Source organism: Mycobacterium sp. OAE908 (genome assembly GCF_017872775.1).
GTDB lineage: Bacteria > Actinomycetota > Actinomycetes > Mycobacteriales > Mycobacteriaceae > Mycobacterium.
Map to the genome: position 1 here is coordinate 1,204,668 of NZ_JAGGJL010000001.1, position 25,637 is coordinate 1,230,304.

Below are 25,637 nucleotides of genomic sequence, written 5' to 3' on the forward strand. Positions count from 1 at the left end.
GCGCCTCTGGGGTCTGCGACGGCTGCTCGACGGTGGTGGTCACCTACGCACGTCCTTTCATCATGTAACGCATCAGTGTTTCTTGCGTCGCGTCAGCTTGCGCCACCTCGCCGGTGAGCTGGCCCTGGCTCAGTGCATAGATGCGATCGCAGATGCCAATCAGCTCAGGCAGTTCCGACGAGATGACCAGCACCGCCTTTCCGCGTGCGGCCAGCTCGTTGATGATCGTGTAGATCTCGTACTTGGCGCCGACGTCGATGCCGCGCGTCGGCTCATCGAGAATGAGCACGTCGGGGTCGGTGAACAGCCACTTACTCAGCACGACCTTCTGCTGGTTGCCGCCCGAGAGCTTGCCCGTCACCGCCGACACGGACGACGTCTTGATACGCATCGAGGCGCGAAACCGTTCGGCAACACCGGATTCCTCGTGCTGGTTGATCACCCACCGCTTGCTGATCTTGCGCAGCGACGGCAGGGTGATGCTTTCGGCGATGCTGTCCATCAGGTTAAGACCGAGATGCTTTCGATCCTCGGTCGCGTAGGCGATGCCGTTGCGGATCGCATCCGAGACGGTTCGGGTACTGATTTCCTTCTCACCCTTGAAGACCTTGCCGCTCACGTACTTTCCGTACGAGCGGCCGAACACGCTGAGGGCCAGCTCTGTCCGGCCTGCACCCATCAGTCCCGCGATGCCCACGATCTCGCCTGCGCGTACTTGAAGCGACACATCGTCGACGACCTTGCGCTGCTGGTCGATTGGATGCAGAACGGTCCAGTTGGACACCGCGAACGCGACTTCACCGATGTCGCGCTGCGGCCGAGGCGGAAACCGGTGCGTGAGGTCGCGGCCGACCATGCCGCGCACGATGCGGTCCTCCGAGAGCTCATCGTCGACAGCCATCGTCTCGATCGTGTGCCCGTCACGCAGAATGGTGATGGTGTCCGCCACCTGCATCACCTCGTTGAGCTTGTGGGAGATGATGATCGAAGTGATGCCTTGCTCGCGGAGGTCGACGATGAGGTCGAGCAGGTGACGGCTGTCGGAGTCATTGAGCGCCGCGGTCGGCTCATCCAGGATGAGCAGGCGAACCTTTTTCGAAAGCGCCTTGGCGATCTCGACCAGTTGTTGCTTACCGACGCCGATGTCAGCGACGCGGGTTTGTGGGCTCTCCCGCAGACCGACCCGGTCGAGCAACGCCTGCGCCTCGATAAGGGTCTCGTCCCAGCCGATTACGCCGCGGCGGCTACGTTCGTTGCCGAGGAACACGTTCTCGGCTATCGAGAGGTAGGGCACCAGCGCGAGTTCCTGGTGGATGATCGCGATGCCGGCGCGCTCGCTGGACCGAATGCCCTTGAACTCGCATACCTGATCGTCGAAGCGGATCTCACCGTCGTAGTCCCCGTGCGGATAGACCCCGCTCAGGATCTTCATCAGCGTGGACTTACCGGCGCCGTTTTCACCGCAGATGGCATGGATGGCACCGGCTTTCACCGTCAGATCCACATCGGAGAGCGCGGTGACGCCGGGGAACCGCTTGGTGATGCCCCGCATCTCCAGCAGCGTCGAGGTCACTGCACCTGCGCTTCGGTGTAGTAGCCCGAGTCGACAAGCGCGGCCTTGTAGTTCGACTTGTCGACGCTGACCGGCTGGAGCAGATACGACGGGACCACCTTGACGCCGTTGTTGTACGTCTTGGTGTCGTTGACCTCAGGCTTGCCGCCGGTGAGCACGGCATTGCCCTCCTGCACAGCGGCTTTCGCGAGTTCGCGGGTGTCCTTGAAGACGGTCTGGGTCTGCTCGCCGGCGACGATGGATTTCACCGAGGCCAATTCGGCGTCCTGTCCGGTGACGATCGGCAGCGGCTTGGCGGGGGTGCCGTAACCGGCGCTCTTCAGCGCCGACAGGACACCGCGGGAGATGCCGTCGTAGGGCGACAGCACAGCATCGACTCGCGCCGTGGTGTAGGCCTGGCTGAGCAGATTGTCCATCCTCGACTGGGCCAGACCGGCATCCCACCGCAGAGTCGCGATCTGGTCGAAGGACGTCTGGCCGCTCTTGACGACCAGCTTGCCGCTGTCGAGGTAGGGCTTGAGCACGCTCATCGCGCCGTCGAAGAAGTACGTGGCGTTGTTGTCGTCGGGTGAACCGGCGAACAGCTCGATGTTGAACGGACCCTTGCCCTGGGCCAGTCCGAGCTTGTCGATGATGTAACTGCCTTGCAGCACGCCGACTTTGAAGTTGTCGAATGTCGCGTAGTAATCGACGTTGGGCGTGCCCTTGATCAACCGGTCATAGCTGATCACTGGGATCTTGGCATCCGCCGCATGTTGCAGAGTGGTGGTCAGTGAGGAGCCGTCGATCGGTGCGATGACAAGTAGCTTGACGCCCTTGGTGATCATGTTCTCGATCTGGGACACCTGGTTCTGCACGACGTCATCGCCGTACTGCAGATCGGTGGTGTAGCCCAGCGACTGGAATTGATCGACCATGTTCTTGCCGTCGGCGACCCAGCGCTCCGACGACTTGGTCGGCATCGCGATTCCGACGGTGCCCTTCTCCCCGTTGCCGCTGGCCGTGTCCGTGGACCGGCCGCAGCCCGAGAGAGCCAGCGTGGTCAGCAGCGCCACGACGGCGAGCCAGATCAACTTCCGCACGAGATCCTCCTGGTAAACGCGGCACAGAGGCCGGTCAGAATGTGAGCGTTAACATGCAAGGCGATAGTATGTGAGCCAACTCACTGGCTTGTCAACAACTTCGGTCAATCAGGGCACTGAACTGGTGCGTTGGCAAATTTCGCGTCAACAACGCGGCGGCTTCTCCGCCTGGATTCGCATCTCGATTCAGGCGTTGACACCCTTTGATTGTTAGCGCTAACATCCAGGCAGTGTAACGCCGGTCACACTGCAGGTGCTGCGCGAACCCGCGCCGACCTGGCCCGTAGCGACCGAGTTCGACAACCGACAAGTGAGGAGTCGCGGTGAAGAGAACCCTGGCAGCGGCGCTGGGTGCGCTGATCGCAGCAACGGTGGTGGGCTGCGGAAGCGGTCCGGCGCCCGGCGGCTCCGCGGACGGCAAGATCACCATGGGCTTCTCCCAGGTGGGTGCCGAGAGCGGCTGGCGTACGGCCAACACGAAGAACATCCAAGAGGCCGCCACGGCCGCCGGCATCGACCTGAAGTTCTCCGACGCCAACGGAAAACAGGAGAACCAGATCTCGGCGATCCGGTCGTTCATTCAGCAACACGTCGACGTGATCGCGTTCAGCCCCGTCGTGCGGACCGGTTGGGATGCGGTGCTGCTCGAAGCAAAGAACGCCGGCATCCCGGTGATCCTGACCGACCGCGCGGTCGACACCCAGGAGACCGACGTCTACAAGACGTTCGTCGGCGCCGACTTCGTTGCCGAAGGCCGCAGCGCCGGTGACTGGGTCGTGAAGCAATTTGCAGCGGCGCCAGCACAAGTGAACATCGTCCAACTCGAAGGCACCACCGGAGCGGACCCTGCCATCGACCGAAGCAAGGGCTTCGCCGACGCCATCTCGGCCAACCCGAAACTGAAGATCATCGCCTCGCAGACAGGAGATTTCACGCGCTCGGGCGGCAAGCAGGTGATGGAAGCCTTCCTGAAAGCCAATCCGAAGATCGACGTGGTGTTCGCCCAGAACGACGACATGGGTCTGGGAGCCATCGAGGCCATCGAGGCAGCCGGTCTCAAGCCGGGACAAGACGTCAAGATCGTCGCGGTCGACGCCACCCACGACGGCATGCAGGCGTTGGCCGACGGCAAGTTCAACTTCCTCGTCGAATGCAATCCCTTGCTTGGCCCGCAACTGATGGATCTGGCCAAGAAGGTTGTCGCCGGTGAAGCAGTGCCATCGCGTGTTGTCGTGCCCGACAAGACGTTCGATCAGCAGCAAGCAATCGCCGCGCTGCCCGATCGCAAGTACTGACAACACCTTTTGAAGACTCTTGGCGCCGCCCCGGTCGGCCCTACCCCTCATCCTGGGGCGGCGCCAAGTTCCACACCGGAAAGCGATGACCCCATGGCACCGACGTCCACCGCAGAGTCGCCGACTCCCGTGGTCGAGATGCGTGACATCAGCATCACCTTTCCCGGGGTGAAGGCGCTCGACGGCGTCGACTTCCGGTTGTTACCCGGTGAGGTCCACGCCCTGATGGGCGAGAACGGCGCGGGCAAATCGACTCTGATCAAAGCTCTTACCGGTGTGTACGACATCGACGCCGGAAGCATCACGGTGGCCGGTGTGCCATGCCGTTTCACCGGTCCACGCCAGGCACAGGACGCCGGAATCAGCACCGTCTACCAGGAAGTCAACCTCTGCACCAATCTGACTGTCGCAGAGAACATTCTGCTCGGCCGCGAACCGCGAAGGTTCGGACGCATCGATCACCGTGCACTGAATCGCCGCGCTCGCGACCTGCTCTCGCACCTGGAACTCGACATCGACCCTCGTTCGACACTCGGTGCCCATCCGATCGCCATTCAGCAACTCGTCGCGATCGCCCGCGCCACGGCGGTTTCGGCGCGGGTCCTCATTCTCGATGAACCGACGTCCAGCCTGGATGCCGAGGAAGTCGCCGAGCTGTTCCGGGTGATCCGGCAACTGCGCGACAACGGCACGGCCGTGCTCTTCGTCTCGCACTTTCTCGACCAGGTGTATGAGATTTCGGACCGAATGACGGTGCTGCGCAACGGACGGCGGGTCGGCGAATACCTCACCGCCGACCTCGGTCGCCACCAGCTGGTCACCGCGATGCTGGGCCGTGAACTCGAGGTACTCGACGAAATCGCGGAGACGGCACAGGAAACACACCGCAACGACATGGTGCCGCCGATCGTCAGTACCTCAGACATCGGCAGGCCGCCACGGGTGCACCCTGTCACCCTCGACATCTTCCCCGGCGAGGTGGTTGGCCTGGCGGGGCTACTCGGTTCTGGCCGAACGGAATTCGCCCGCCTGCTGTTCGGTGCGGACAGGCCGACGAGCGGGCACCTCAGCGTCGACGGCAAGCAGGCCCGGTTGCGCTCGCCGCGGGCCGCGATCGCTCGCAGGTTCGCGTTCACCTCCGAGGACCGCAAGACGCACGGCATCGTCGCCGAGCTCAGCGTGCGCGACAACCTGGTGCTGGCGCTGCAGGCCAGGCGCGGCTTCGCCCGGCCGCTGTCGGCGAAGGCGAAAAACAGGCTGGTCAGTCGCTACATGGAGACGCTCGACATCCGGCCCCGAGATCCGAATACGCTCATCAAGAACCTCAGCGGCGGCAACCAGCAGAAGGTGCTGCTGGCCCGCTGGCTGATCACCCAACCCGCGCTGCTCATCCTCGACGAGCCGACGCGCGGCATCGACGTCGGCGCCAAAGCCGAGATCCAGAAGCTGGTCACCGAACTGGCTGCCGACGGCATGGCGGTGCTGTTCATCTCGACCGAACTCGATGAGGTCGTTCGCATCAGCGACCGAATCGCGTTGATGCGTGACGGCCACAACATCGCCCAACTGGACGGCGGCTGCCCGGTTTCGGAGCTCACCCGGCTCATCGCGAGCGGCAGCCAACAATGACTCGCCGCGCGATCGCCTCACCACTGCTTTGGCCGGCGTTGGCGTTGATCGCCCTGCTGGGTCTCAATGTCGTACTCACGCCGTCCTTTTTGGCGATCCGCGTCGAGGACGGCCACCTGTACGGGAGTTTGATCGACATTCTCCGCAACGGTGCTCCGACCATGCTCGTCGCACTCGGGATGACGCTCGTCATTGCGTCGCGCGGCATCGACCTGTCCGTCGGCGCGGTGGTCGCGATTTCCGGCGCGCTGGCGTGCGCACATATTGCGGCGCAGCCGGAAGGCAACAGCCTGACCGGAGTTGCGACGGCGATGCTGATCGCGCTCGGTGCGGCGGTGGTGCTCGGCTTGTGGAACGGGATCCTGGTGTCCAGCTTCGGAATTCAGCCGATCATCGCCACGCTGGTGTTGATGACGGCTGGTCGTGGCATCGCGCTGCTGATCACCAACGGACAGATTGTCACGGTCAGCAGTGAGCGGTTCAAGGTCCTCGGCGCCGGCTATGCGCTCGGGCTGCCGGTGGCGATCCTGGTGAGCCTGGCCGTGTTCGCCGTCGTCGCAATCATCACCCGTCGCAGCGCGCTGGGCATGCTGCTGGAAGCCATCGGCGTCAATCCCGAGGCCAGCCGACTGGCTGGTGTGCGGTACCGGACGATCGTGTTCGCCGTCTACGTGTTCAGCGCGTTGTGCGCCGGTATCGCAGGGTTGATGATCGCCTCCAACATTTCGGCCGCCGACGCCAACAACGCGGGATTGTGGATCGAGATGGATGCCATCCTGGCAGTGGTGATCGGCGGTACATCGCTGCTAGGTGGTCGCTTCAGCCTGACCGGAACCATTCTGGGCGCCTTGATCATTCAGACGCTGACCACCACGGTGTACACCGCGGGTATCACGCCGGAGACGACGCTGGTGTTCAAGGCGGTGGTGGTCATCGCGGTGTGCCTGATGCAAGCACCCAAATTCCGGAGGCTACTTCGGCGGCGGCGCGCTACAGCGGGGCAGCCCACGATCCCCAATGACGACGTCGCCGAATCTGCGCCGAGAACGGACACGGTGGCGGCGTCATGAGCACCCAGACCATGCATCGCCGTGATGGCTTCCTGCCCGCGGTGACCGACCGAATCCGCGGCCGGTACCTGTCCCCTGTCGCCTCGTTCGTCCTTTTCGTCGCGTTGTTCGCCACCATCGTCGTGCGGTACGGGTTCAGCAGCCCCTCGCAGGTGTTCTTGAACCTGCTTGTCGACAACGCTCACCTGATCGTGCTGGCCGTCGGAATGACCTTCGTCATTCTCACCGGCGGCATCGATTTGAGCGTCGGCTCGGTGGTCGCATTGTCCACGGTGATACTCGCCAAGACGCTGGAATCGGGTTGGCCCGCACCGGTTGCCATCGTGTTCGTACTCCTGGCCGGCACGGTGCTGGGTCTGTTGATGGGCACGGTCATCGAGTACTTCGACGTGCAACCGTTCATCGTCACGCTGGCAGGCATGTTCCTGGCCCGCGGACTGTGCTACGTCATCAGTGTCGGCACGCTACCGATCAAGGATCCGCTGTTGCGCAAGCTCGGGTTGAACTATCTGTATCTCTACGAGGACAAGTTCATCCGCTGGACCGTCGTCGTCGCGTTGATCGTCGTGGTGGCGGCAATATATGTATTGCACGAAACGCGGTTCGGACGCACGGTTTACGCCATCGGCGGCAGTAGGCAGTCGGCCCAGCTGATGGGATTGGCCGCCGCCCGTACCCAGGTCTGTGTGTATGTGATCAGCGGCTTCTGTGCCGCGTTGGCAGGCGTGCTGCTGGGCGTGCAGAAGTTGTCCGGGTACAGCCTCAACGGCATCGGATTGGAACTCGACGCGATCGCCGCCGCGGTGATCGGCGGTGTATTGCTCTCCGGTGGGGTCGGTTTCGTGCTCGGCGCCGTGATCGGGGTGCTCGTGCTCGGCACGATCCAGGTCTTTGTCACCACGGAGAACCTCGACTCCTACTGGACGCGCATCATGACGGGGGTTCTGCTGCTGGTGTTCGTGTTGGTGCAACGCGTACTGGTCAGGGACACCCGATGACCGTCGAACCCACTCCGCGCAGACCCGTGATGGCCGACGTCGCGAAACTCGCGGGCGTGTCCCACCAGACGGTTTCGCGGGTCATCAACGGCTCGGCGAACATCCGGCCCAGCACGCGCGAACGGGTGGAGCGCGCGATCGCCCACCTGGACTATCGACCCAACACGGCCGCCCGCGCACTGGTCACCAGACGCTCCAAGATCATCGGGATCATCGGCAGCAACACCGCCCTCCACGGGCCTGCCAGCATCCAATTCTCCATTCAGGACGCGGCCCGTGCGGCTGGCTACTTCACCAGTCTGGTGACCGTCGCCGCGGTGACTCATGACGAATTGCGCGGCGCGCTGGACTATCTCAGCCGCCAGTCGGTCGAGGCGATCATCATGATCGTCACCCAACAGGACGCACTCGCCGTCGTGCGCTCAGAGGCCACGTCGATCCCGTTGATCGTCGTCGAAGGCGAGCTGTCAGGGCGAGGGCTGAGCGTCGGTGTCGACCAGACCGAAGGAGCACGGCTGGCGACCCAACACCTCGTCGATCTCGGTCACCGCGACATCATCCACGTCAGCGGCCCGCTGACGTGGACCGAGGCCCGGGCCCGCCGTGCCGGGTACGTCGAGGTCATGCATGCAGCCCGACTACCGGTACGAGCTGACCTCGAAGGCGACTGGACTCCCGCCCGCGGCTACGCCATAGGCCGGGAACTGGTCAACCGCAACGACTTCTCGGCTGTCTTCGTCGCCAACGACCAGATGGCGATCGGCATCCTGCACGCATTCGCGGAAGCCGGCATCTCGGTGCCCGGCGACGTCAGCATGGTCGGGTTCGACGACGTGCCCGAGGCCGCCTACCTCAATCCCGCGTTGACCACAGTCCGACAGGACTTCCACGCCGTAGGCCAACGCGCAATCGAACTTCTGACCGCCGTCATCGACGGGGTCTCGCACGCCACACCACTGCTCGCTCCCGAACTCATCGTTCGGGACAGCACTCGGGCATACCCGACCAAGTGAGGAACGACATGCAACGCCAGAAGTACACGATCGGAGTCGATTTCGGCACGCTGTCGGGCCGCGCCGTCGTGGTCCGCGTCGACGATGGCGAGGAAGTGGCCAGCGCGGTGCACGACTACGAACACGGTGTGCTCACCCGCTCGCTACCGGTCGGGGACGTGCGCCTGCCCGCCGAATGGGCTCTGCAGGTCCCCGAGGACTATCGTCGGGTGCTCAAAAGGGCTGTCCCGGAAGCGATCCGCCGGTCCGGTATCAATCCGGATGACGTGATTGGAATCGGCACGGATTTCACGGCCTGCACCATGATCCCGGTCCAGGCCGACGGTAGGCCGCTGTGCGAGACGGCAGCGTTCGCGGAGCGCCCGCACGCCTATGCCAAACTGTGGAAACATCACTCTGCGCAACCGCAAGCAGACCGGATCAACGCATTGGCCGCTGACCGAAAAGAGCCATGGCTCAAGCGCTACGGCGGCTTGATCTCGAGCGAATGGGAGTTCGCCAAGGCCCTGCAAATCCTTGAGGAGGACCCGGAGGTCTACCACGCAATCGACCGGTGGGTCGAGGCCGCCGATTGGATCGTGTGGCAGCTGTGCGGAACTTATGTGCGCAACGCGTGCAGTGCCGGCTACAAGGGCATCCTCCAGGACGGTCACTACCCCACCCCGGACTTCCTTGCGGCGCTTGCTCCCGACTTCGCGGATTTCGTCGACACCAAACTGCGCCATCCGATCGGCGCGCTCGGAGACGCGGCAGGAACCTTGACCGAGACCGCGGCGGCTTGGACGGGCTTGCCTGCCGGTGTTCCGGTTGCTGTCGGAAATGTCGACGCACACGTAACGGCCGCAGCGGCCGACTGCCTTGAACCCGGCCAGATGCTGGCGATCATGGGCACGTCTACCTGCCACGTGATGAATTCCAATGTTCTGCGCGAAGTCCCAGGCATGTGCGGCGTCGTCGACGGCGGCATCGTCACCGGCTATTGGGGCTATGAAGCAGGCCAGTCAGGAGTCGGTGACATCTTCGGCTGGTTCGTCGACAATTGCGTCCCCGCCGCAGCACACGAGAAGGCGCTGGCGCGCAACATCACGGTGCACGAGCTGCTCACCGAGGCCGCCGCCGGCCAGGCCGTCGGCGAGCATGGCCTGATCGCACTCGATTGGCACAGCGGCAATCGGTCGGTGCTCGTCGACCACCAGCTGTCGGGTGCAATCGTCGGGCAGACCCTTGCCACCACGTCCGTCGACATGTATCGCGCCTTGTTGGAGGCGACGGCCTACGGCACCCGGATGATCGTCGAGACATTCATCAACAGCGGTGTGCCCGTGACCGAACTCGTGGTGGCAGGCGGCCTGCTCAAGAACCGCCTGCTGATGCAGATCTACGCCGACGTCTTGGGATTGCCTCTCTCGACAGTGAACTCGGCCCAAGCGCCGGCGCTGGGCTCGGCCATTCACGCCGCCGCGGCGGCGGGCGCGTACCAGGATGTGGCTGCCGCTGCCAAGCAGATGGGCGGACGCGTCCGCAATGCGTACGTCCCGAATCCCGACAACGTTTTGCGCTACGACGCGCTGTATGCGGAGTACGTGAAGCTGCACGACTGGTTCGGGCGCGGCAACGCAATGATGCGCACGCTTCGCGAGATATCGGCAACCGCACGAGCTGGAGCAACCGAGTGACCGTCACATCTGAAATCAATTCCGTTGTCGCACAACTGCGGCGAGAGGTCTGCGAGCTACACGCGCAGTTGACGAAGTATCAGCTCGTCATCTGGACGGCGGGCAACGTGTCGGCGCGCGTGCCCGGCCATGACCTGATGGTGATCAAACCGTCGGGCGTGGACTACGACGCGCTGACACCCGACGACATCGTGGTATGCGACCTGCACGGAAACCTCGTCGACGGCCGTCTCGCCCCCTCGTCGGACACAGCCGCGCATGCCTATGTCTACCGCCACATGCCCGAGGTCGGCGGAGTGGTGCACACCCACTCGACATACGCCACCGCGTGGGCGGCCAGGGGCGAACCCATTCCGTGTGTGCTCACGATGATCGCCGACGAGTTCGGCGGTGACATCCCCATCGGCCCCTTCGCCCTGATCGGTGACGACTCGATCGGCCGCGGCATCGTCGAGGCGTTGCGCGGCAGCCGATCTCCTGCGGTGCTCATGCGCAACCACGGACCGTTCACCGTGGGACCCGACGCCCGCTCGGCGGTCAAGGCCGCCGTGATGGTCGAGGACGTCGCGCGCACCGTGCACATCGGTCAACAGCTCGGAGCGGTCGACCGCATCGACGATCGCCACGTCACCGCCCTCTTCGACCGCTACCAGAACGTCTACGGCCAGCCGGCCGTTCCACAGGAAGGCTCAGCAACGTGATCGACTCCCGAATGCTCGATGGCGAAGTATGGTTCGTCACCGGCAGCCAATCGATGTATGGCCAGGAGACCCTCGACCAAGTGGCGAGCCAGTCACGCCAACTGGCCGAAAAGCTCGACGGCTGCGCCGAGATTCCCGTCAAGATCGTCTGGCAGCCAACGGTCGTCACCTCCGACAGCATCGCGTCGGTGATCCGACAAGCCAACGACAGCGCCCAATGCGTCGGGGTGATCGCGTGGATGCACACCTTCTCCCCGGCGAAGATGTGGATCCGTGGACTGAAGACGCTCCAAAAGCCACTGCTGCACCTGCACACGCAGTTCGGAGTCGAACTGCCTTGGGACAGCATCGACATGGACTTCATGAACCTCAACCAGGCCGCCCACGGTGACCGCGAGTTCGGTTACATCCAGTCACGGCTGTCGACCTCACGCAAGACCATCGCAGGCCACGTCGACGACCAGCGCACCCGCTCTCGGATCGGGGCGTGGACACGGGCTGCGCTGGCCGCCGCCGAACTCGCGACCTTGCGGGTGGCACGATTCGGCGACAACATGCGAAACGTCGCCGTCACCGAGGGCGACAAGGTCGAAGCCGAAGCGCACTTCGGGGCGTCGATCAACACGTATCCGGTCAACGAGCTTGTCGACATGGTCGAACGTGTCCCGGCGTCCGAGGTGGACAAGCTGGTCCGCGAGTACGAGCACGCCTATCGGCTGGCGCCAGAGCTGCGGCCCGGCGGTGATCGCCACACCTCGCTTCGGCATGGTGCGCAGATCGAAGCCGGACTGCGAAAGTTTCTGGAGACAGGCGGTTTTCACGCCTTCACCACGAACTTCGAGGACCTGGGTGGGCTGCGCCAGTTGCCTGGCCTCGCCGTGCAGCGCCTGATGGCCGACGGTTACGGCTTCGGCGCCGAGGGTGACTGGAAAACGGCGGTGATGTTGCGGGCGGTCAAGGTGATGGCTGAGGGCCTGCCCGGTGGTACGTCGTTCATGGAGGACTACACCTACGACCTGACACCCGGCGACGAACGCGTACTGGGTGCCCACATGCTGGAGGTCTGCCCGTCGATCGCGGGCGACGTGCCGTCGCTGGAGGTGCACCCACTGTCCATCGGCGGCCGCGAGGATCCCGTCCGGCTGCGGTTCACCGCGGCCCCCGCCGACGCGGTGATCCTCGGAATCAGCGATATCGGATCGCGATTCCGACTGGTGGCCAACGAGGTTCGGGTCGTCGAGCCGACGGCCCCGTTGCCGAACCTTCCGGTGGCGTGCGCGGTCTGGGAGCCACGCCCAAGCTGGTCGGTCGCCGCGGAAACCTGGCTGATGGCGGGTGCGCCGCACCACACGGTGCTCACCACCGCCGTCGGCACGGAGCTACTCGAGGATTTCGCCGCGATGACCGATACCGAGTTGCTGGTGATCGACGGCGACACCACCGTCCGCGGATTCACCCGGGAGCTCAGATGGAACGACGTGTACCACCACGCGGCAGCCGGTCTGTGACTACAAGCGGTTCGCGCAAGCGGCAATTGGATCGCTTCGACCGCGACCTGCTTACGTTCGTGCTCAGCTGGGCGCCCTACGGCGGACCACCCGACAGCGAGTGCTTCGTCGAGTTCGGGATGAACGCCGAGCGCGTGCGTAAGCGGTGCATGGACGTCGTTTCGACCACTCGCGCAATGGATTGTGCCGACGACGAGCGTGAGCTACTGCTGCGCACCTGCCGGCTGCTGCTGGGATGCCAGAGTCAACGCGACAGACGGTCCATCGCCTCGTTGACCAACCCGAAAGTGACCCGCTTGGTACGTCGCGCGGCGTTGAGGACAGCTTTGCGGCCCGCTGAAACGGGTTGGAGCGCAACGTCGTCCCCGACGCGGACGCTGCCGCCGCTGTGGACCCAGCAGTAGACGCCCAGGCACCGGTCCGCTCGAGTCGCCACGGCCTTGGTGATGCGGCGGTCGACCTCGATACCTGGCTGCGCGCGGCTGGGCATCACGCAGCGAATCGTCGGCATCGCAACGTTGAGGTCGACGTCGCCGACCGTGAGGCGGGACCCGGTCCAGTGCGACTCCGGTAACTCTTCTGATGGATTGTCCAGCGCCAGTAGCACATTGGGGCGGAAGCGGCGCACATCGAGATCGCTGCCGACCTCCGCGCCGATGGTTGCCAGGCTGGTCTTGGTCAGCACATGAATCGGAGCAAGGTCGACGAACATGCCGGGCGGAGTCGAGTAGCGGGTGAAGTTGACCATGTCTGACACCCGGACCATCGACAGATCGGGCAACTTCTCGTCGTCCGAGAGACCGAACGCGGCGCGCAGCCATCCGGCCGACATGGTTTCGGCGCGCTCTGTTCGACTCAGCTTGTGCAAGCTGGTGTCCTCGGCAGGCGGCAGTGCGGTCAGCTCGACTTCACGCCCAGTCAGTTCGGAGAGCTTGGCATGCACCTCGCCGTCGCTACTGGACATCACAGTCCCGTCGGGGAACGTGATCTCCACCTCGGGAACGTTGCCGGGGCCTGCGTCGGGCGGAACCGCGGCGGGGTAACGAGCGGTTACGGTCAGCAGCACCGGCAGCTGCCTCGCCGACGCGGTGACGTCCTTCCCGACGTCGCGGACCGCCCACAAGCGGTCGCCAAGCACCCCCCTGGTGCTCACGTCGGCCTGATCAATCTGCGTGCCGCCCAGCGACTTGACGGGGTACCGCCATACTTCGGCGACCTGGCCGATGCTCATAGCGCCACGGTACGGCGCACCGCTACGTAACGGGCTGCATTCCGGTCAGGTAGCGGCGGGCCAGATCCTGATAGGCACCGGGGTTGGTGTTCACCCACATCTCCGCCCCCGTGCCCGCGATCGGACCCCGCACTTTCGCGGGCGAGCCGGTCACCAGCACCTCGTCGGGGATCTTGGTGCCGCCGACCACCAGTGAATGGGCGGCGATGAGGCTGCGGGCGCCGATGACGGCACCGTCGAGCACCGTGCAGTGGTTGGCGAGCACGGCCTGGGAGCCGATGTGCACCCCGTGCACCACACAACCGTGCGCGACCGTCGCACCCGGTCCGACGTCGACGGGGATGCCGGGCGGGGCGTGCAGCACGCAGTTGTCCTGCACGTTGGCCCCCTCGCGGACGATGATCGGGGCGAAGTCTGCGCGGATGACCGCGTTGAACCACACCGACGCTCCCGCCTCGACGTGGACGTCGCCGACGAGCGTGGCGGTGGGGGCGATGAATGCGCCTGCATCGATCGTCGGTGAACGACCCTCAAATGAGTACAACGGCATCGTCTAGATATACCGCAGGTAAAACCCGTTTAGATTGCGCCCCGGGGGGCAAAAACTGTAACGTGTTCTAGTTAGAGAGCACAGATTGGGAGGCCCCAGGTGACCACCGAAACCGCAGCCATTCGCGAGATCGACGCCGGAGCGCTGCCGGACAGGTACGCGCGAGGCTGGCACTGCCTTGGCCCGGTGCAGACCTACCTGGACGGCAAGCCACACGGCATCGAGATTTTCGGCACCATGCTGGTGGTCTTCGCCGACTCCAATGGCGACGTCAAGGTGCTTGACGGCTACTGCAGGCACATGGGCGGCAACCTCGCTCAGGGCACGATCAAGGGCGACGAGGTCGCCTGCCCCTTCCACGACTGGCGCTGGGGCGGCGACGGCAAATGCAAGCTGGTGCCCTACGCCAAGCGCACGCCGCGACTGGCCCGCACCCGGTCGTGGACCACCGACGTCCGCGGTGGCCTGCTCTTCGTCTGGCACGACCACGAAGGCAACCCACCGCAACCAGAAGTTCGAATCCCCGAGATTCCCGAGGCCGCCAGCGACGAGTGGACCGACTGGAAGTGGAACTCGATCCTGATCGAGGGGTCGAACTGCCGTGACATCATCGACAACGTCACCGACATGGCGCACTTCTTCTACATCCATTTCGGTCTGCCGACCTATTTCAAGAACGTGTTCGAAGGTCACATCGCATCGCAGTACCTGCACAACGTCGGGCGTCCCGATATCAACGACATGGGCACCACTTACGGTGAGGCACATCTGGATTCGGAGGCGTCCTACTTCGGCCCGTCGTTCATGATCAACTGGCTGCACAACAGCTACGGCGGCTTCAAGGCCGAGTCGATCCTGATCAACTGCCACTACCCGGTCACCCAGAACTCGTTCATGCTGCAGTGGGGCGTGATCGTCGAAAAGCCCAAGGGGCTCGACGAGCAGACGACCGAGAAGCTGGCCACGGTGTTCACCGAAGGGGTGAGCAAGGGCTTCGTGCAGGACGTCGAGATCTGGAAGCACAAGACCCGCATCGACAATCCGCTGCTGGTCGAGGAGGACGGCGCGGTCTATCAGATGCGCCGCTGGTATCAGCAGTTCTATGTGAACGCCGCCGACGTGACGCCCGACATGACCGACCGCTTCGAGATCGAGATCGACACCACTGCGGCCAACGAGAAGTGGAATGTCGAGGTCGAGGAGAACCTGAAGCAGCAGGCTGCCGAGAAGGAAAAGACCGGCTCCTGAGATGACGCCGCGCGATCAAGCCCCAGACGTCGACCAGCTCGCCCGGTCGATGCTGAGGCTCTATGGCGCACACGACGACCACGACGACCACGACGAGCATGGCGGCGATCCGGAAGTTCGTGCTCGAAGTTTTTCCGGGGCACCGGACTTCGCATCTGACCCCGCCCGCGCCGCCGCGGTCCGGGAGGCAAGCCTGCGTGACCGCGAGCGGTACCTGACGTCGGGGTTGGTGTCTGTCGACTGCCGGTTCTGTCATGTCGCAGTGCAGGTGAAGAAGCTCGGGCCGGGGCATACTTCCGTGCAGTGGAACACGGAGGCTTCCCAGCGTTGTGCGTACTTCAGTGAGATCCGGCAGTCCGGCGGTGATTCCGCGCGCGCCAAGGCGTGTCCGAAGCTCGCCGACAGCATCAAACACGCGGTCGCCGAAGGGTGCCTGGAGGAAATCTCCAGCGCGCCTTCGCCGGGCGACGGCTAGCGCTGCGCTGCTCCTCGTTCTCGCGGGCTGTACGCGTGGCGCCGAAAAGCCACGACCTCGACCACAGCAACCGGTAGCCCCCATCACCGCACTTCAGGTCGGCGACCTGTTGAGCGACAAGGTCCAAGACAGGGACGGCAACCTGTTCATCACCGTTGAGCCGAAACAATGCAGCGGCATGGCGCTCGAGGTGGATCCACCGCTGATCTTCGATCTCGATCCAGCGGCCACCGACGGCGGGCACTGGGTGACCGAGGACGGCCGCAATGTCGTCATCGACGAGGCCGCAGGCGTCTATCCCGCCGATTTCGATGCCGAGCATGCACTCGCGGAAACCAAGCGCACCATCGACTCCTGCCGATCCGTTCCGTTCACCGTCACCGACATGCGGGGCCGCGAATACCATTTCCGGCTACTGCCGCAAGTGGATTCCGGCTCTCCCGACATCGTGCTCTACTCGTTTGCGGCTCCCGACTGGGCGTGCGACAACGCGTTCACCGCCGCGCACAACGCTGCGGTCCGTATTTCCACGTGCGCCACGGTCAATGGCTACGACGTGCTGTCGCTGGCTCGAGACGCGCTGAAACGGATTGAGACGCTGGCCAATACGACTGCCTGACCACACCTAGTCGAGTGGCGGCCGCGAGATTGCACTTACTGCGCCGGCGTCTCGAAGTCTTTCGCAATAACTGCAATCTGGAAGGCGCGCACCGGCCGGCGCCACGTCACGCCCCCGTCGCCACCATGTGGACCGCGGGGGTCGGCGTGACTGTCACAGCCCCTTGAACCGTTCCTCCACCTCTTCGTCGGTCAGGCCGTAGTCGGCCAGCGCGTAGGTGTGCTTCGGCGCGCGCGGGCCCTTCTTACTCTCGGCATGGGTATGCTCCACGGCGGCGCGGGCCTCCTCGGTGAAGTCGATGCCGAAGTGCCGGTAGATCTTCTCGACCTCGCGCACCGGATCGGCGATGAAGTCGAAGTAGTCCATGTCGTAGAACTGGGCCGAATCATGTTTTACGCGTTCGGCGTTGAACCGCTCCAGCCCGCGCGACCAGGTGTCCAAGGTGTCCTGGCCGAGGGTGGCGCCGACAAAGGTATTCGACCAGCCTTCTGTCGTGTGCTGAGCGAGGGAACACGTCGACGCCATGATGGTCGCGGGCGGGCGGTGGCACTGAATGACGAGCGCGTCGGGATACGTCGCGAACAACGCGTCAAGCGCGAAGAGGTGGCTGGGGTTCTTCAACACCCATCGCTTTTCGGTGTCGTTGAGCCCGATGAGTTGCAGATTCTTGCGGTGCCGCTGATACGGCTTGGTCCAGTCCTGCTTCGCCAGCCAGTGCGCATATGTCGGGATGTGCGCCATCGTCTCGTACGACACCGAATGCAGCGACTGGCGCAGCAGCTGCCAGCACTCCTCCACCTCGTCGGCGGTCATATAGTGCAGACCTGTGTAATCCGGGTTCTCATCGTGCGCCTGCTTGAACCGGGCGTCAAGGTCGACGAAAACCGGGTTGTCGGACCACGTTTCGCGCGGTGGCCGCGGCTGGGGGAACTCGGCGAGCCACAGTTCCAGGCCCTGATGCCTCGGATCGGCGCATAGCAATCGGTGCAGGGCGGTGGTGCCGGTACGGGTCAGGCCGGTGACGAAAATCGGCCGTTCGATCGTCACGTCGGCATGCTGCGGGTACTGCTTCCACGCCGCCTCACTCAACAGCCGCGCCACGAGCGCGTTGCGCAGGAAGAACCGCGACATCTTGCTGCCCAGTTCGGTGAGATTTGCCTCGCGCGCGTACGACTCGAGCAAGATCGCCAGCGCTTCGCGATAGTTGTCGTCGTCGGCGCCGAAATCGTCGAGCCCGCACGCCTTCGTCGCCGAGGCGTGCAAATCCTCGACGGTCCCGACATCGGTACGTGGTGTCACGCCTTGAACTCCCCGCAGTTGACGTCCAAGGTCTGCCCGGTGATGCCGCTCGACAGGTCGCTGGCCATGAACAAGATGGCCGACGCGACCTCGTCTTCGGTGGGCAGTCGCTTCAGGTCACTGTTGACCGCGGCCGCCTTGTAGATCTCATCGACGGTGGTGCCGTACTTGCCGGCCTGATGCTCGAAGTAACCCTGCAGGGTGCCGCCCCAGATATAGCCGGGCAGCACCGAATTCACCCGAACGCCCTGGGGGCCAAGCTCGCTGGCCAGCGACTGCGACATGGCAAGCAATGCCGATTTGGCCATCTTGTAGGCGCCCTGCTTCGGATCGGAGTGGCGGACCACCATCGAGTTCACGTTGACGATGGAGCCCTTGGCCTCGGTCAGTGCGGGGGTGAAGCCCTGGATCAGCCGCAGTGCGCCGAGCACGGTGAGTTCCATGGTGTCGCGGATGTGGTCGAAGGTGGTGTTCGCGAACGGCTTCATGGACGGCACCTTGAAGGCGTTGTTGATCAGCACGTCGACCTTGCCGTACGCCTTGAGCGTCTCTTCGACGAGGTTGTTCACCTGCGCCTCATCGGTGATGTCGGTGCCGACCGACACCGCGCGCCTGCCCAGATCGGTGATCTGCTTGGCCACATCGTCGAGGCGCTCGACTGTCCGCGCCGCCAACACCAGGTCCGCGCCCGCCTCGGCGCAGCGCCGCGCGAGCGTAGTGCCGAGGGCGGGGCCCACACCACTGATGACGACAACCTTGTTGTCCAGCAAGCCGGCCATCTGCTACCCCACCATCCTGTGTCCAATTTGCTCCTGGCGCTGGGCAATTCGCGCGCGCCAGTCTTCCTCGGAGATCTTGTTCTGCTCGTAGTACGGCAACGCGGCGGCGACCTTGTCGAAGTCGACCAACTCCGCGGTCGGCCCATCCGCCTCGGTGAGCTCACGCGATACCCGCTGCCACCGGAACTGTAGATAGCCCTTGGCGTGGCCCAGGGTTTCCACCCAGTTCGTGACGCCCGGGTTGCGGTCGCCGACCACGATCCGGATCTTGCCGTCCGGATCAGCTTGCGCCTGAGTGCCGTTCAGCGACGTCTGGTGGTTGATGTAGTCCAGCGAGATGTACCACAGGCTGCCCAACTGGAAGCCCAGATACGGCGCGTCGCTCACCGGCAGGGTGATCACCAGCGCCTGATCCGGTGTCAGGTCGAATTGCCCGACGGACGAGTACTGCGTGGCCAGGCCGCCCGGGGTGAGCCGCGGCGCCACCAGGGTATTCACTCCAATGTTCGTATAGAACCACTGCGGAAACTGCAGCCAGGTCTTGACCCGCTGCACCAACTGCTTACCTGCTGTCGCGTAACGCTTTTCGATGAGCTCGCGGGTCAGCGGCGGCGGCGCTGTGCCGGCCGTGTCCAGTCGTTTGATGGCGAAGGACCCGCGCTGCGCCGACCAGTCGTTGTAGACCTCCCTGATCACCAACTGCGAAGGGGTCTCCGGGCGGAACCGCCATTCGAAGCTGCCGTCGGCCGCGATGTCGAGCTTGCGATCGTCGAACGCGGTCTCACTGTCCGGCACCACCTCGTCGGTGTATTCACCGCCGAGTAGTTGGAAGCTCACGTCGGTGGTGGTGCCGCGCTTGCCGGTCACGACGTAGTCGTGCCCTGGCAGCACACGGGTCCCGAAGTACATCGTGTCGGGATTGTCCAGGCCCATCTTCGTGAACGGCCCGGTGCCGCTGTGCAGGAACGGATGGTCGCGCTCGTAGTCGAACGCGACATGCGTACAGGCCGCGATGCAGCCCGCCAAATACTGCAGGCCCTCCAGTAGATCGGCTTCGGATTCGACGTGCGGGGCCGCCGCGACCAGTTTCTCGGCCTCGGCGATCGCGTCTATGAATGGCTGCGAGTACACGCCCTTGAAACTAGAACGCGTTCTACTGATAGTCAACATATCGACCGCTCTGTTCCATATATGGACCGACGATGTACGCTGCTCGCGTGTCCACCCCCGAGTCCGCAGGCCGCGCCTCGCCGCCTACCGAGCGCGTGGTCCGCATCCTGGACTATCTCGCAGGCCGACCGGAAAGCCGCTTCGGCCTGTCCGACCTGGCGCGGCGGGTGGGGCTGAGCAAGCCCACCTGCCTCGGCATCGTCACGTCGCTGACCGACGCCGGCTACCTGGTCCGTGATGCCGCCGACAAGACCTACCGGCTGGGGCCTTCGCTGATCACGCTTGGGCACAAGGCGCAGGAGTCGATGCGGGTCAGCCCCGCGGCCCGCGACGAGTTGCGCAGGCTGTCGGCGCGCTTCGAGGTCACGGCGGCCCTCTCGGGGGTGATCGACGATCGGATCACGCTGCTGGACTTGGTGGCCCCCGCAGGCGCCCACCCCGGCGTAGAGGTCGGCCAGAGTTACCCGTTCGCCCCGCCCGTCGGGTTGATGTTCGTGCTGTGGGACGACGAGGCCGAGCGCAACTGGCTGGCCAAGGAGCCGACAATCCCGCTGCGCACCAACACCGAACGGCTCAACCGGGTGATCGCCGCCTGCCGCGCCGACGGCTACCTGGTCGAGCGCCTGACGCCGGGCGGCCGTCGGCTGTATTCGTTGATGGCGGGTATGTCGAGCAATCTGCCCGACGAATTACGCGCGCTGCTCGGCGAATTGGTGTCCGACATCGGTGAGCGGGTGTACCTGCGCGAAGAGAGCGCGGGCGGTCGTACCCGTCACGACGTCAGCGTCATCTCCGCACCTGTCTACGACCACTACCAACGCCAGGTCATGGTCGCGTCCATGCACATCGGAAAGGCGTTGACCGACAACGAGATCGCTGACCGGGCCCGAGCGGTTGTGGCGACGGCCGACGCCGTCACCAAACAACTGGGTGGAGTGAAACCCGGGCGCTAGCTGACACTGGCCAATGCGAAAGGCAGTACTTCCTGCGCCCCGGCACGACGCAGCACCCTGGCGGCCATGGTCAGGGTCCATCCGGTATCGGCGACATCGTCGACCAACAACACCGGGCCGTCCAGCCCATCGATGATCGACGGGTCGGGCTCGCACCACGAATTGTTCAGCGCGGCAACGCGGTAGGCGGAGTTGGCCGCCGTCACAGGTCGACGGCCGGGGGCGTATTGCAGGGTGCCCAGGTTGATCAGCCGGCCGAGTCGGGAAAGCCCATCCACGACGGAGCCGATCAACATGGGATGGGCAACCGAATCCAGACCCATGACAGCGCTCGGCCGGGTCTCCCACGGCCACGCGGCCAGCACCGCGACCGCGGCCCGAATCACCTCGTCGGGAACGGGACCGTCCGGTTCATCAAGCAACCGCTTCAGCCGTGCACCCCAGCCGAGATCGGTCAGCCGCCCGATCGTTCGGCCAACCGCCGGCCCGTCGTCGATCCGGCCGCTCAGTTCGACGCCCAGCTTGTTCATGCCCGACGGCCATTGCTTGCGGGGCGTCAGTTCGACCCCCGGTCGGCGGAGTTGGTCGCGGGCGGCATCAGTCGCGGTCGAATCCACCTCAGCGCTGTAGCGTGGGCCCCCGCAGTTGTCACAACGTCCGCACCGGGCGCCTTCGGTCAACTCCGGATCGTCCAATTGTCCACGCAGGAAAGCCATTCGGCACCCCGACGTGTCCTGATAGTCCAGCATCGCCTGCTGTTCGCGGCGTCGGGCTTCGTCGAGCTTGCGGTACCGCGGTCCGTCGTACGTCCATGGTTGGCCGGTACTGACCCAGCCGCCCTTCACCCGCCGCACCGCACCGTCCACATCGAGCACCTTGAGCACCATCTCCAGGCGTGACCGACCAAGGTCGACGAGGGGTTCCAGGGCCGGCGTCGACTGCGGGCGATCGGGTTCGAGCGCGTCGATCACGCTGCGCACCATGGGTTCTGACGGAAACGCCACCGAAGCGAAGTAACGCCAGATGTCCTGGTCCTCGTGACCGGGCAGCAGGATGACCTCTGCGCTGGCGGTGGCCCGGCCGGCACGGCCGACCTGCTGGTAGTACGCGATGGGCGAGGAGGGGGCCCCGAGGTGGATGACGAAACCGAGGTCGGGTTTGTCGAATCCCATGCCGAGCGCCGAGGTGGCAACCAGCGCCTTGACGCGGTTGTCGAGTAGGTCGGCTTCGAGTTGCTCGCGTTCGGCGGGGTCGGTCGCGCCGGTATACGCGGCGACCTTGTGGCCGCAGTCCCTCAACAAGGTGGCGATGTCATGGGCATTGGCGACCGTGAGGGTATAGATGATGCCGCTGCCGTCGATCGAATCCAATTGCGCGGCAATCCAAGCCGCTCGTTGCGCAGGGGTGGTCAGCTTCACCACGGAAAGCCGCAACGACTCACGGTCCAGGCCGCCCCGGAGCACCAGGGTGTCTCTGCCACCGACCCCGAGTTGAGCGGCAACGTCGTCGACCACCCGATCGTTGGCGGTGGCTGTAGTGGCCAAAACCGGTATGTCCGTTCCCAACTCGGCGATCAGTGTGCGGATGCGCCGGTAATCCGGCCGGAAGTCATGGCCCCAGTCGGACACGCAGTGCGCCTCGTCGACCACCACCAGCCCCGCATCGGCCGCCAGCGACGGCAACACATTGTCGCGGAAGTCGGGATTGTTCAGCCGTTCCGGGCTCACCAGCAGCACGTCGAGTTCACCGTCGGCGACCCTGGAATGGATGGCATCCCATTCTGTGACGTTGCCCGAATTGATCGTGGCCGCACGGACGCCTGCGCGCTCGGCGGCCGCGACCTGGTTACGCATCAGCGCCAGCAGTGGGGACACGATCACCGTCGCCCCGCGGCCGCTCTCGCGCAGCAGCTTGGCGGCGATGAAATACACCGCAGACTTACCCCAGCCGGTCCGTTGCACCACCAGCGCCTGCCGTCGCTGCACCACAAGGGCTTCGATCGCCGTCCACTGGTCGTCACGCAGGTTGGCCGCGGATCCAGCGAGCTGTTCGAGGATCGCCTGGGCCCGGTCTCGGGTGATCATCGGCGAGCTGGTGGCGGTCATCAGACCATCGTGCCTTGCCGCTCCGACAGGGTTAGTAGGCGTACGTGTTCGCGGGTTTGTCGATGCGCGTGACGCGTGACACCGAGAATGTCGGGACGAAATTGGTCGATGCCGTCGACGTTCCCGGGACCACGGTGCCCTCCACCTGCAACCAGGTGTCTTCGGGGTAACCGGCCGCCTCGGCCGCCGCGGCGCCGGACAGATGGATTCGGGCCAGTTGCGCATCGGCGGCGCAGCAGACGATGACGACGCGACCCAGATCGGTGCCATCGGGATACTTGACCGTGAATCCAGCCAGGGTGATGAGCCTGCGGTCCAGGCTGTTGGTGGAATCGGCGGCCGCCCGCATGACCGCGTCGGGAATCGACACCGCTGGCGCCCGTCCGGCAGGCAGCGGCGGGAACGCCCGCTTCGGCGGTGCAGTCGCCGCGACGGCCTCGGGAGCGGCCCCCTGTGCGCCCAGCGGGGGCGGTACCACGAATGTCGTCAGCGCGATCGGCACCAACAACAGCCACACGAGCCACGGCCGATGCCCGTGCTCGTCGGCGTCGGAGCCGTCCGGGGCGTCGCGGAGGTCGCGAACGATCGATGCCACCGCGAGCACAACCAAGACGACCCCTGCGGCGATCAACCACGGCAACAGCGACGGCTTCACGAAGTGCAAGTAGGTGCCCTTGATCGCCATCAGCAGGGCACTCAGACCGACGAGCAGGACCAGAGTGTTCTGCGTACCCCGGCTCATCGGAGAACCACCAGGCCGACGCTGGTCGCGACCACAGTGGCGACGACGAATGTCGCGGGACCGAAGCGAATTGCGAAGGGACGCCCGAACATTCCCGCCTGCATCGCCGACAGCTTGACGTCGATGGCAGGGCCGACGACGAGAAAGACCAGCCGAGGCAGCAACGGCAGCATTGTCAGGCTGGCGGCGACGAAGGCATCGGCCTCCGAACACAATGCCAACACGACGGCCAACACCGCCATGGTCAGAACCCCGAGGACCAGATGGCCGGCGAGGTGCTGAAATACCCAGGGCGGCAAGGCAACTCGCAACAATGCCGCGGCGGCCGCTCCGAGCACTAGATAGGAGGCTCCCTGTAGGAAATCGTGGCGCGCCGCCTCGGTGAACACCGCCCAGCGAGACGCCTCGGTGGCGTGCGGCGTCGGCAGCCGCCGGGTCACCCATTCGGCGCGGCCAAACCGTTGCCAGAGCAATCCCATCGCGACCGCGGTGAGCAACGACGCGGCGCAGCGAGCGAGCACCATCGCAGGCTGGCCGGGAAAGGCAACCGCGGTGGCCACCAGCACAACGGGATTGATGGCGGGCGCCGACAACATGAATGTCAGCGCGGCCGCTCCGGACACCCCGTCACCGAACAGTCGTCGAGCCACCGGCACCGAGCCGCATTCGCAGCCCGGCAGCGCCGCGCCGCCCACTCCGGCGACCGCAACGGCCGCCGCCGGCCGACGGGGCAGCCAGCGCGCCAGCCGATCGGCCGAGACGAACGCGGCGATCAGCCCGCTGATCACCACACCGAGCACCAGGAACGGCAAGGCCTGAACGAACACGCCGCAGAACACCGTGGCGGCCACGCTCACGTCGGCATGACCGGCCACAAAAGCACTCATCGCGCCGGCCGCTAAGGCCAGCGCGATGAGCGAGGCGAGCAAGACTTCCATCGACCCGATGCGCCTGCGGCGCTGAATGGAGGCGGCGACGATCACCGGCCCATCTTGCCCGTCTCAGCTGTTTACAGCGTCTGCAGAATCTCCGAGATCGGTGTCGGCGTCACAGTCACGCCGCACTGGGCCAACAGGTCGTCGGCGGGCTGGTTGATCGCTTGCAACTCGTTGGCGATCTGCGGATTGCTCGCGAAGTACGCCTGGTAGGCCGCCTCGGCCTGGTCGGAGGGCTGCTTCGCGATATCAGTCAGCTCCTGGTTGGTCTGCGGATGGGCAGCCAGGTAGGCCGCGGTGCTCGCTGAGACCGAGCTTGCGGTGGTTGCGATCCCACTTTGGGTACAACCGTCAGGCGTGGCGTTGGCGACCGGCATCACGATGGCCGCCGAACCCAGGGCCAACACGCCGCCGGCGAACATGCCGTACAGGCCGCGTCGCACGGTCGTTGCGGACATATACATCGAATCACTCCTTGTGGTCTGCGACGAAAAGTCGCAACCAAAGGCCTAACCGGTTACCCGGGAACGCTAAACAAGCCGCAGGTCAAACCTCGGCGAGGACCGTCAGCGCGTCGGTCGGCGACACCTCCATGCCACAGCGGTTCTTGTAGTCGGCCAAGGGCTGCTGAATGGCACGCAGGTCATCGGCTTCCTGGGGGTGATCGTTGAAGTAGCCGTCGAACTGCCCGACCGCGACAAATGCCGGTTGCCTGGTGATATCGATCAGCGCCTGGTTCGCGTCGGGATGGGCCGCGAAGTAGTCCGATAGCGACGCGGTGACCGAACTGACCGTTTTGGCCAGCGTGCTGGCGTTGCAGTCGCTGGGAGGGGCGGGCGCAGGAGCGGGGTCAGGGTCGGCGCCGGCTACCGGCACAGTCAGGGCCGCGCAGGCCAGGGCGCCGAAAGCGGCAAACGCAACGTTGCGAAGTTTCACGGGCGAGCTCCTAGGGTCGACGAATTCCACTCTGCTTGTCGCCGGCCGCA

The 25,637-nt window shown here is 64.8% G+C and carries 24 protein-coding genes; 12 read left to right on the top strand and 12 right to left on the bottom strand.

Features of this window, described 5'->3' with window-relative positions; all coding sequences use genetic code 11:
- Positions 1-43 precede the first annotated feature (43 nt).
- Together J3E61_RS05810 and J3E61_RS05815 are read right to left on the bottom strand one after the other, a co-directional pair.
- Positions 44-1,573, bottom strand: a complete 1,530-nt coding sequence (locus J3E61_RS05810) for an ATP-binding cassette domain-containing protein (RefSeq protein WP_210082919.1) — start codon at positions 1,571-1,573, stop codon at positions 44-46.
- A complete protein-coding gene (locus tag J3E61_RS05815; protein WP_192725199.1) occupies positions 1,570-2,535 on the bottom strand; it encodes a substrate-binding domain-containing protein in 966 nt (321 codons plus the stop codon). The genes J3E61_RS05810 and J3E61_RS05815 overlap by 4 nt, the downstream gene beginning before the upstream one ends.
- Positions 2,536-2,978: 443 nt before the next feature.
- Between J3E61_RS05815 and J3E61_RS05820 the strand changes: the two genes are divergently transcribed.
- From J3E61_RS05820 to araA, 8 genes are all read left to right on the top strand, one after another.
- Positions 2,979-3,950, top strand: a complete 972-nt coding sequence (locus J3E61_RS05820; RefSeq protein ID WP_210082920.1) for an ABC transporter substrate-binding protein — start codon at positions 2,979-2,981, stop codon at positions 3,948-3,950.
- 138 nt (positions 3,951-4,088) lie between these two features.
- Positions 4,089-5,579: a sugar ABC transporter ATP-binding protein gene (locus tag J3E61_RS05825; protein WP_210085448.1), complete on the top strand. Its 1,491-nt coding sequence runs from the start codon at positions 4,089-4,091 to the stop codon at positions 5,577-5,579.
- Positions 5,576-6,649, top strand: a complete 1,074-nt coding sequence (locus J3E61_RS05830; RefSeq protein ID WP_210082921.1) for an ABC transporter permease — start codon at positions 5,576-5,578, stop codon at positions 6,647-6,649. The genes J3E61_RS05825 and J3E61_RS05830 overlap by 4 nt, the downstream gene beginning before the upstream one ends.
- Positions 6,646-7,647, top strand: a complete 1,002-nt coding sequence (locus tag J3E61_RS05835) for a sugar ABC transporter permease YjfF (RefSeq protein ID WP_210082922.1) — start codon at positions 6,646-6,648, stop codon at positions 7,645-7,647. Before J3E61_RS05830 ends, J3E61_RS05835 begins: the two co-directional genes overlap by 4 nt.
- Positions 7,644-8,660, top strand: a complete 1,017-nt coding sequence (locus tag J3E61_RS05840; RefSeq protein WP_192724322.1) for a substrate-binding domain-containing protein — start codon at positions 7,644-7,646, stop codon at positions 8,658-8,660. Before J3E61_RS05835 ends, J3E61_RS05840 begins: the two co-directional genes overlap by 4 nt.
- 8 nt (positions 8,661-8,668) lie before the next feature.
- Complete coding sequence (araB, locus tag J3E61_RS05845; protein WP_210082923.1) at positions 8,669-10,336, top strand: ribulokinase; 1,668 nt, start codon at positions 8,669-8,671, stop codon at positions 10,334-10,336.
- On the top strand, positions 10,333-11,037 hold the full coding sequence (locus J3E61_RS05850) for an L-ribulose-5-phosphate 4-epimerase (RefSeq protein WP_210082924.1): 705 nt from the start codon (positions 10,333-10,335) through the stop codon (positions 11,035-11,037). The genes araB and J3E61_RS05850 overlap by 4 nt, the downstream gene beginning before the upstream one ends.
- An 11-nt stretch (positions 11,038-11,048) precedes the next feature.
- Positions 11,049-12,545: an L-arabinose isomerase gene (gene araA, locus J3E61_RS05855; RefSeq protein ID WP_210085449.1), complete on the top strand. Its 1,497-nt coding sequence runs from the start codon at positions 11,049-11,051 to the stop codon at positions 12,543-12,545.
- A 244-nt stretch (positions 12,546-12,789) separates the two neighbouring features.
- Here the strand turns inward: araA and J3E61_RS05860 are convergent, their stop codons facing one another.
- Both J3E61_RS05860 and J3E61_RS05865 read right to left on the bottom strand, forming a co-directional pair.
- A complete protein-coding gene (locus tag J3E61_RS05860; protein ID WP_210082925.1) occupies positions 12,790-13,776 on the bottom strand; it encodes an MOSC domain-containing protein in 987 nt (328 codons plus the stop codon).
- A gap of 22 nt (positions 13,777-13,798) precedes the next feature.
- Positions 13,799-14,326, bottom strand: coding sequence for a gamma carbonic anhydrase family protein (locus J3E61_RS05865; RefSeq protein WP_192724326.1), 528 nt, complete (start codon positions 14,324-14,326; stop codon positions 13,799-13,801).
- Positions 14,327-14,425: 99 nt separating this feature from the next.
- Between J3E61_RS05865 and J3E61_RS05870 the strand changes: the two genes are divergently transcribed.
- The 3 genes from J3E61_RS05870 to J3E61_RS05880 are packed head-to-tail and all read left to right on the top strand — an operon-like array spanning position 14,426 to position 16,668.
- A complete protein-coding gene (locus J3E61_RS05870; protein WP_192724327.1) occupies positions 14,426-15,574 on the top strand; it encodes a Rieske 2Fe-2S domain-containing protein in 1,149 nt (382 codons plus the stop codon).
- A gap of 1 nt (position 15,575) precedes the next feature.
- A complete protein-coding gene (locus J3E61_RS05875) occupies positions 15,576-16,049 on the top strand; it encodes a hypothetical protein (protein ID WP_210082926.1) in 474 nt (157 codons plus the stop codon).
- Positions 16,050-16,056: 7 nt separating this feature from the next.
- A complete protein-coding gene (locus J3E61_RS05880; RefSeq protein WP_210085450.1) occupies positions 16,057-16,668 on the top strand; it encodes a sensor domain-containing protein in 612 nt (203 codons plus the stop codon).
- Positions 16,669-16,821: 153 nt separating this feature from the next.
- On the opposite strand, the gene J3E61_RS05885 is transcribed toward J3E61_RS05880, so the two are convergent.
- The 3 genes from J3E61_RS05885 to J3E61_RS05895 are packed head-to-tail and all read right to left on the bottom strand — an operon-like array spanning position 16,822 to position 19,877.
- Positions 16,822-17,967: a sulfotransferase gene (locus tag J3E61_RS05885; protein WP_210082927.1), complete on the bottom strand. Its 1,146-nt coding sequence runs from the start codon at positions 17,965-17,967 to the stop codon at positions 16,822-16,824.
- Complete coding sequence (locus tag J3E61_RS05890) at positions 17,964-18,746, bottom strand: SDR family oxidoreductase (protein ID WP_192724331.1); 783 nt, start codon at positions 18,744-18,746, stop codon at positions 17,964-17,966. Before J3E61_RS05890 ends, J3E61_RS05885 begins: the two co-directional genes overlap by 4 nt.
- Before the next feature lie 3 nt (positions 18,747-18,749).
- Positions 18,750-19,877 carry a hypothetical protein gene (locus J3E61_RS05895; protein ID WP_210082928.1) on the bottom strand — a complete coding sequence of 376 codons (1,128 nt, stop codon included), beginning with the start codon at positions 19,875-19,877 and terminating at the stop codon, positions 18,750-18,752.
- 71 nt (positions 19,878-19,948) lie between these two features.
- Between J3E61_RS05895 and J3E61_RS05900 the strand changes: the two genes are divergently transcribed.
- On the top strand, positions 19,949-20,869 hold the full coding sequence (locus J3E61_RS05900; protein WP_210082929.1) for a helix-turn-helix domain-containing protein: 921 nt from the start codon (positions 19,949-19,951) through the stop codon (positions 20,867-20,869).
- Here the strand turns inward: J3E61_RS05900 and J3E61_RS05905 are convergent.
- From J3E61_RS05905 to J3E61_RS05925, 5 genes are all read right to left on the bottom strand, one after another.
- Positions 20,866-22,953: a RecQ family ATP-dependent DNA helicase gene (locus J3E61_RS05905; protein ID WP_210085451.1), complete on the bottom strand. Its 2,088-nt coding sequence runs from the start codon at positions 22,951-22,953 to the stop codon at positions 20,866-20,868. The two genes, J3E61_RS05900 and J3E61_RS05905, sit on opposite strands and share 4 nt — an antisense overlap.
- A gap of 52 nt (positions 22,954-23,005) precedes the next feature.
- Positions 23,006-23,716 (bottom strand): TIGR03943 family protein, encoded by a 711-nt coding sequence (locus J3E61_RS05910; protein ID WP_210082930.1) that lies wholly within the window; start codon positions 23,714-23,716, stop codon positions 23,006-23,008.
- On the bottom strand, positions 23,713-24,699 hold the full coding sequence (locus J3E61_RS05915) for a permease (protein ID WP_210082931.1): 987 nt from the start codon (positions 24,697-24,699) through the stop codon (positions 23,713-23,715). Before J3E61_RS05915 ends, J3E61_RS05910 begins: the two co-directional genes overlap by 4 nt.
- Before the next feature lie 26 nt (positions 24,700-24,725).
- Complete coding sequence (locus J3E61_RS05920) at positions 24,726-25,115, bottom strand: hemophore-related protein (RefSeq protein WP_192724336.1); 390 nt, start codon at positions 25,113-25,115, stop codon at positions 24,726-24,728.
- An 82-nt stretch (positions 25,116-25,197) separates the two neighbouring features.
- The gene (locus tag J3E61_RS05925; RefSeq protein WP_210082932.1) at positions 25,198-25,587 is read right to left on the bottom strand and encodes a heme-binding protein; all 390 of its coding nucleotides are present in this window, start codon (positions 25,585-25,587) and stop codon (positions 25,198-25,200) included.
- Positions 25,588-25,637: the final 50 nt, after the last annotated feature.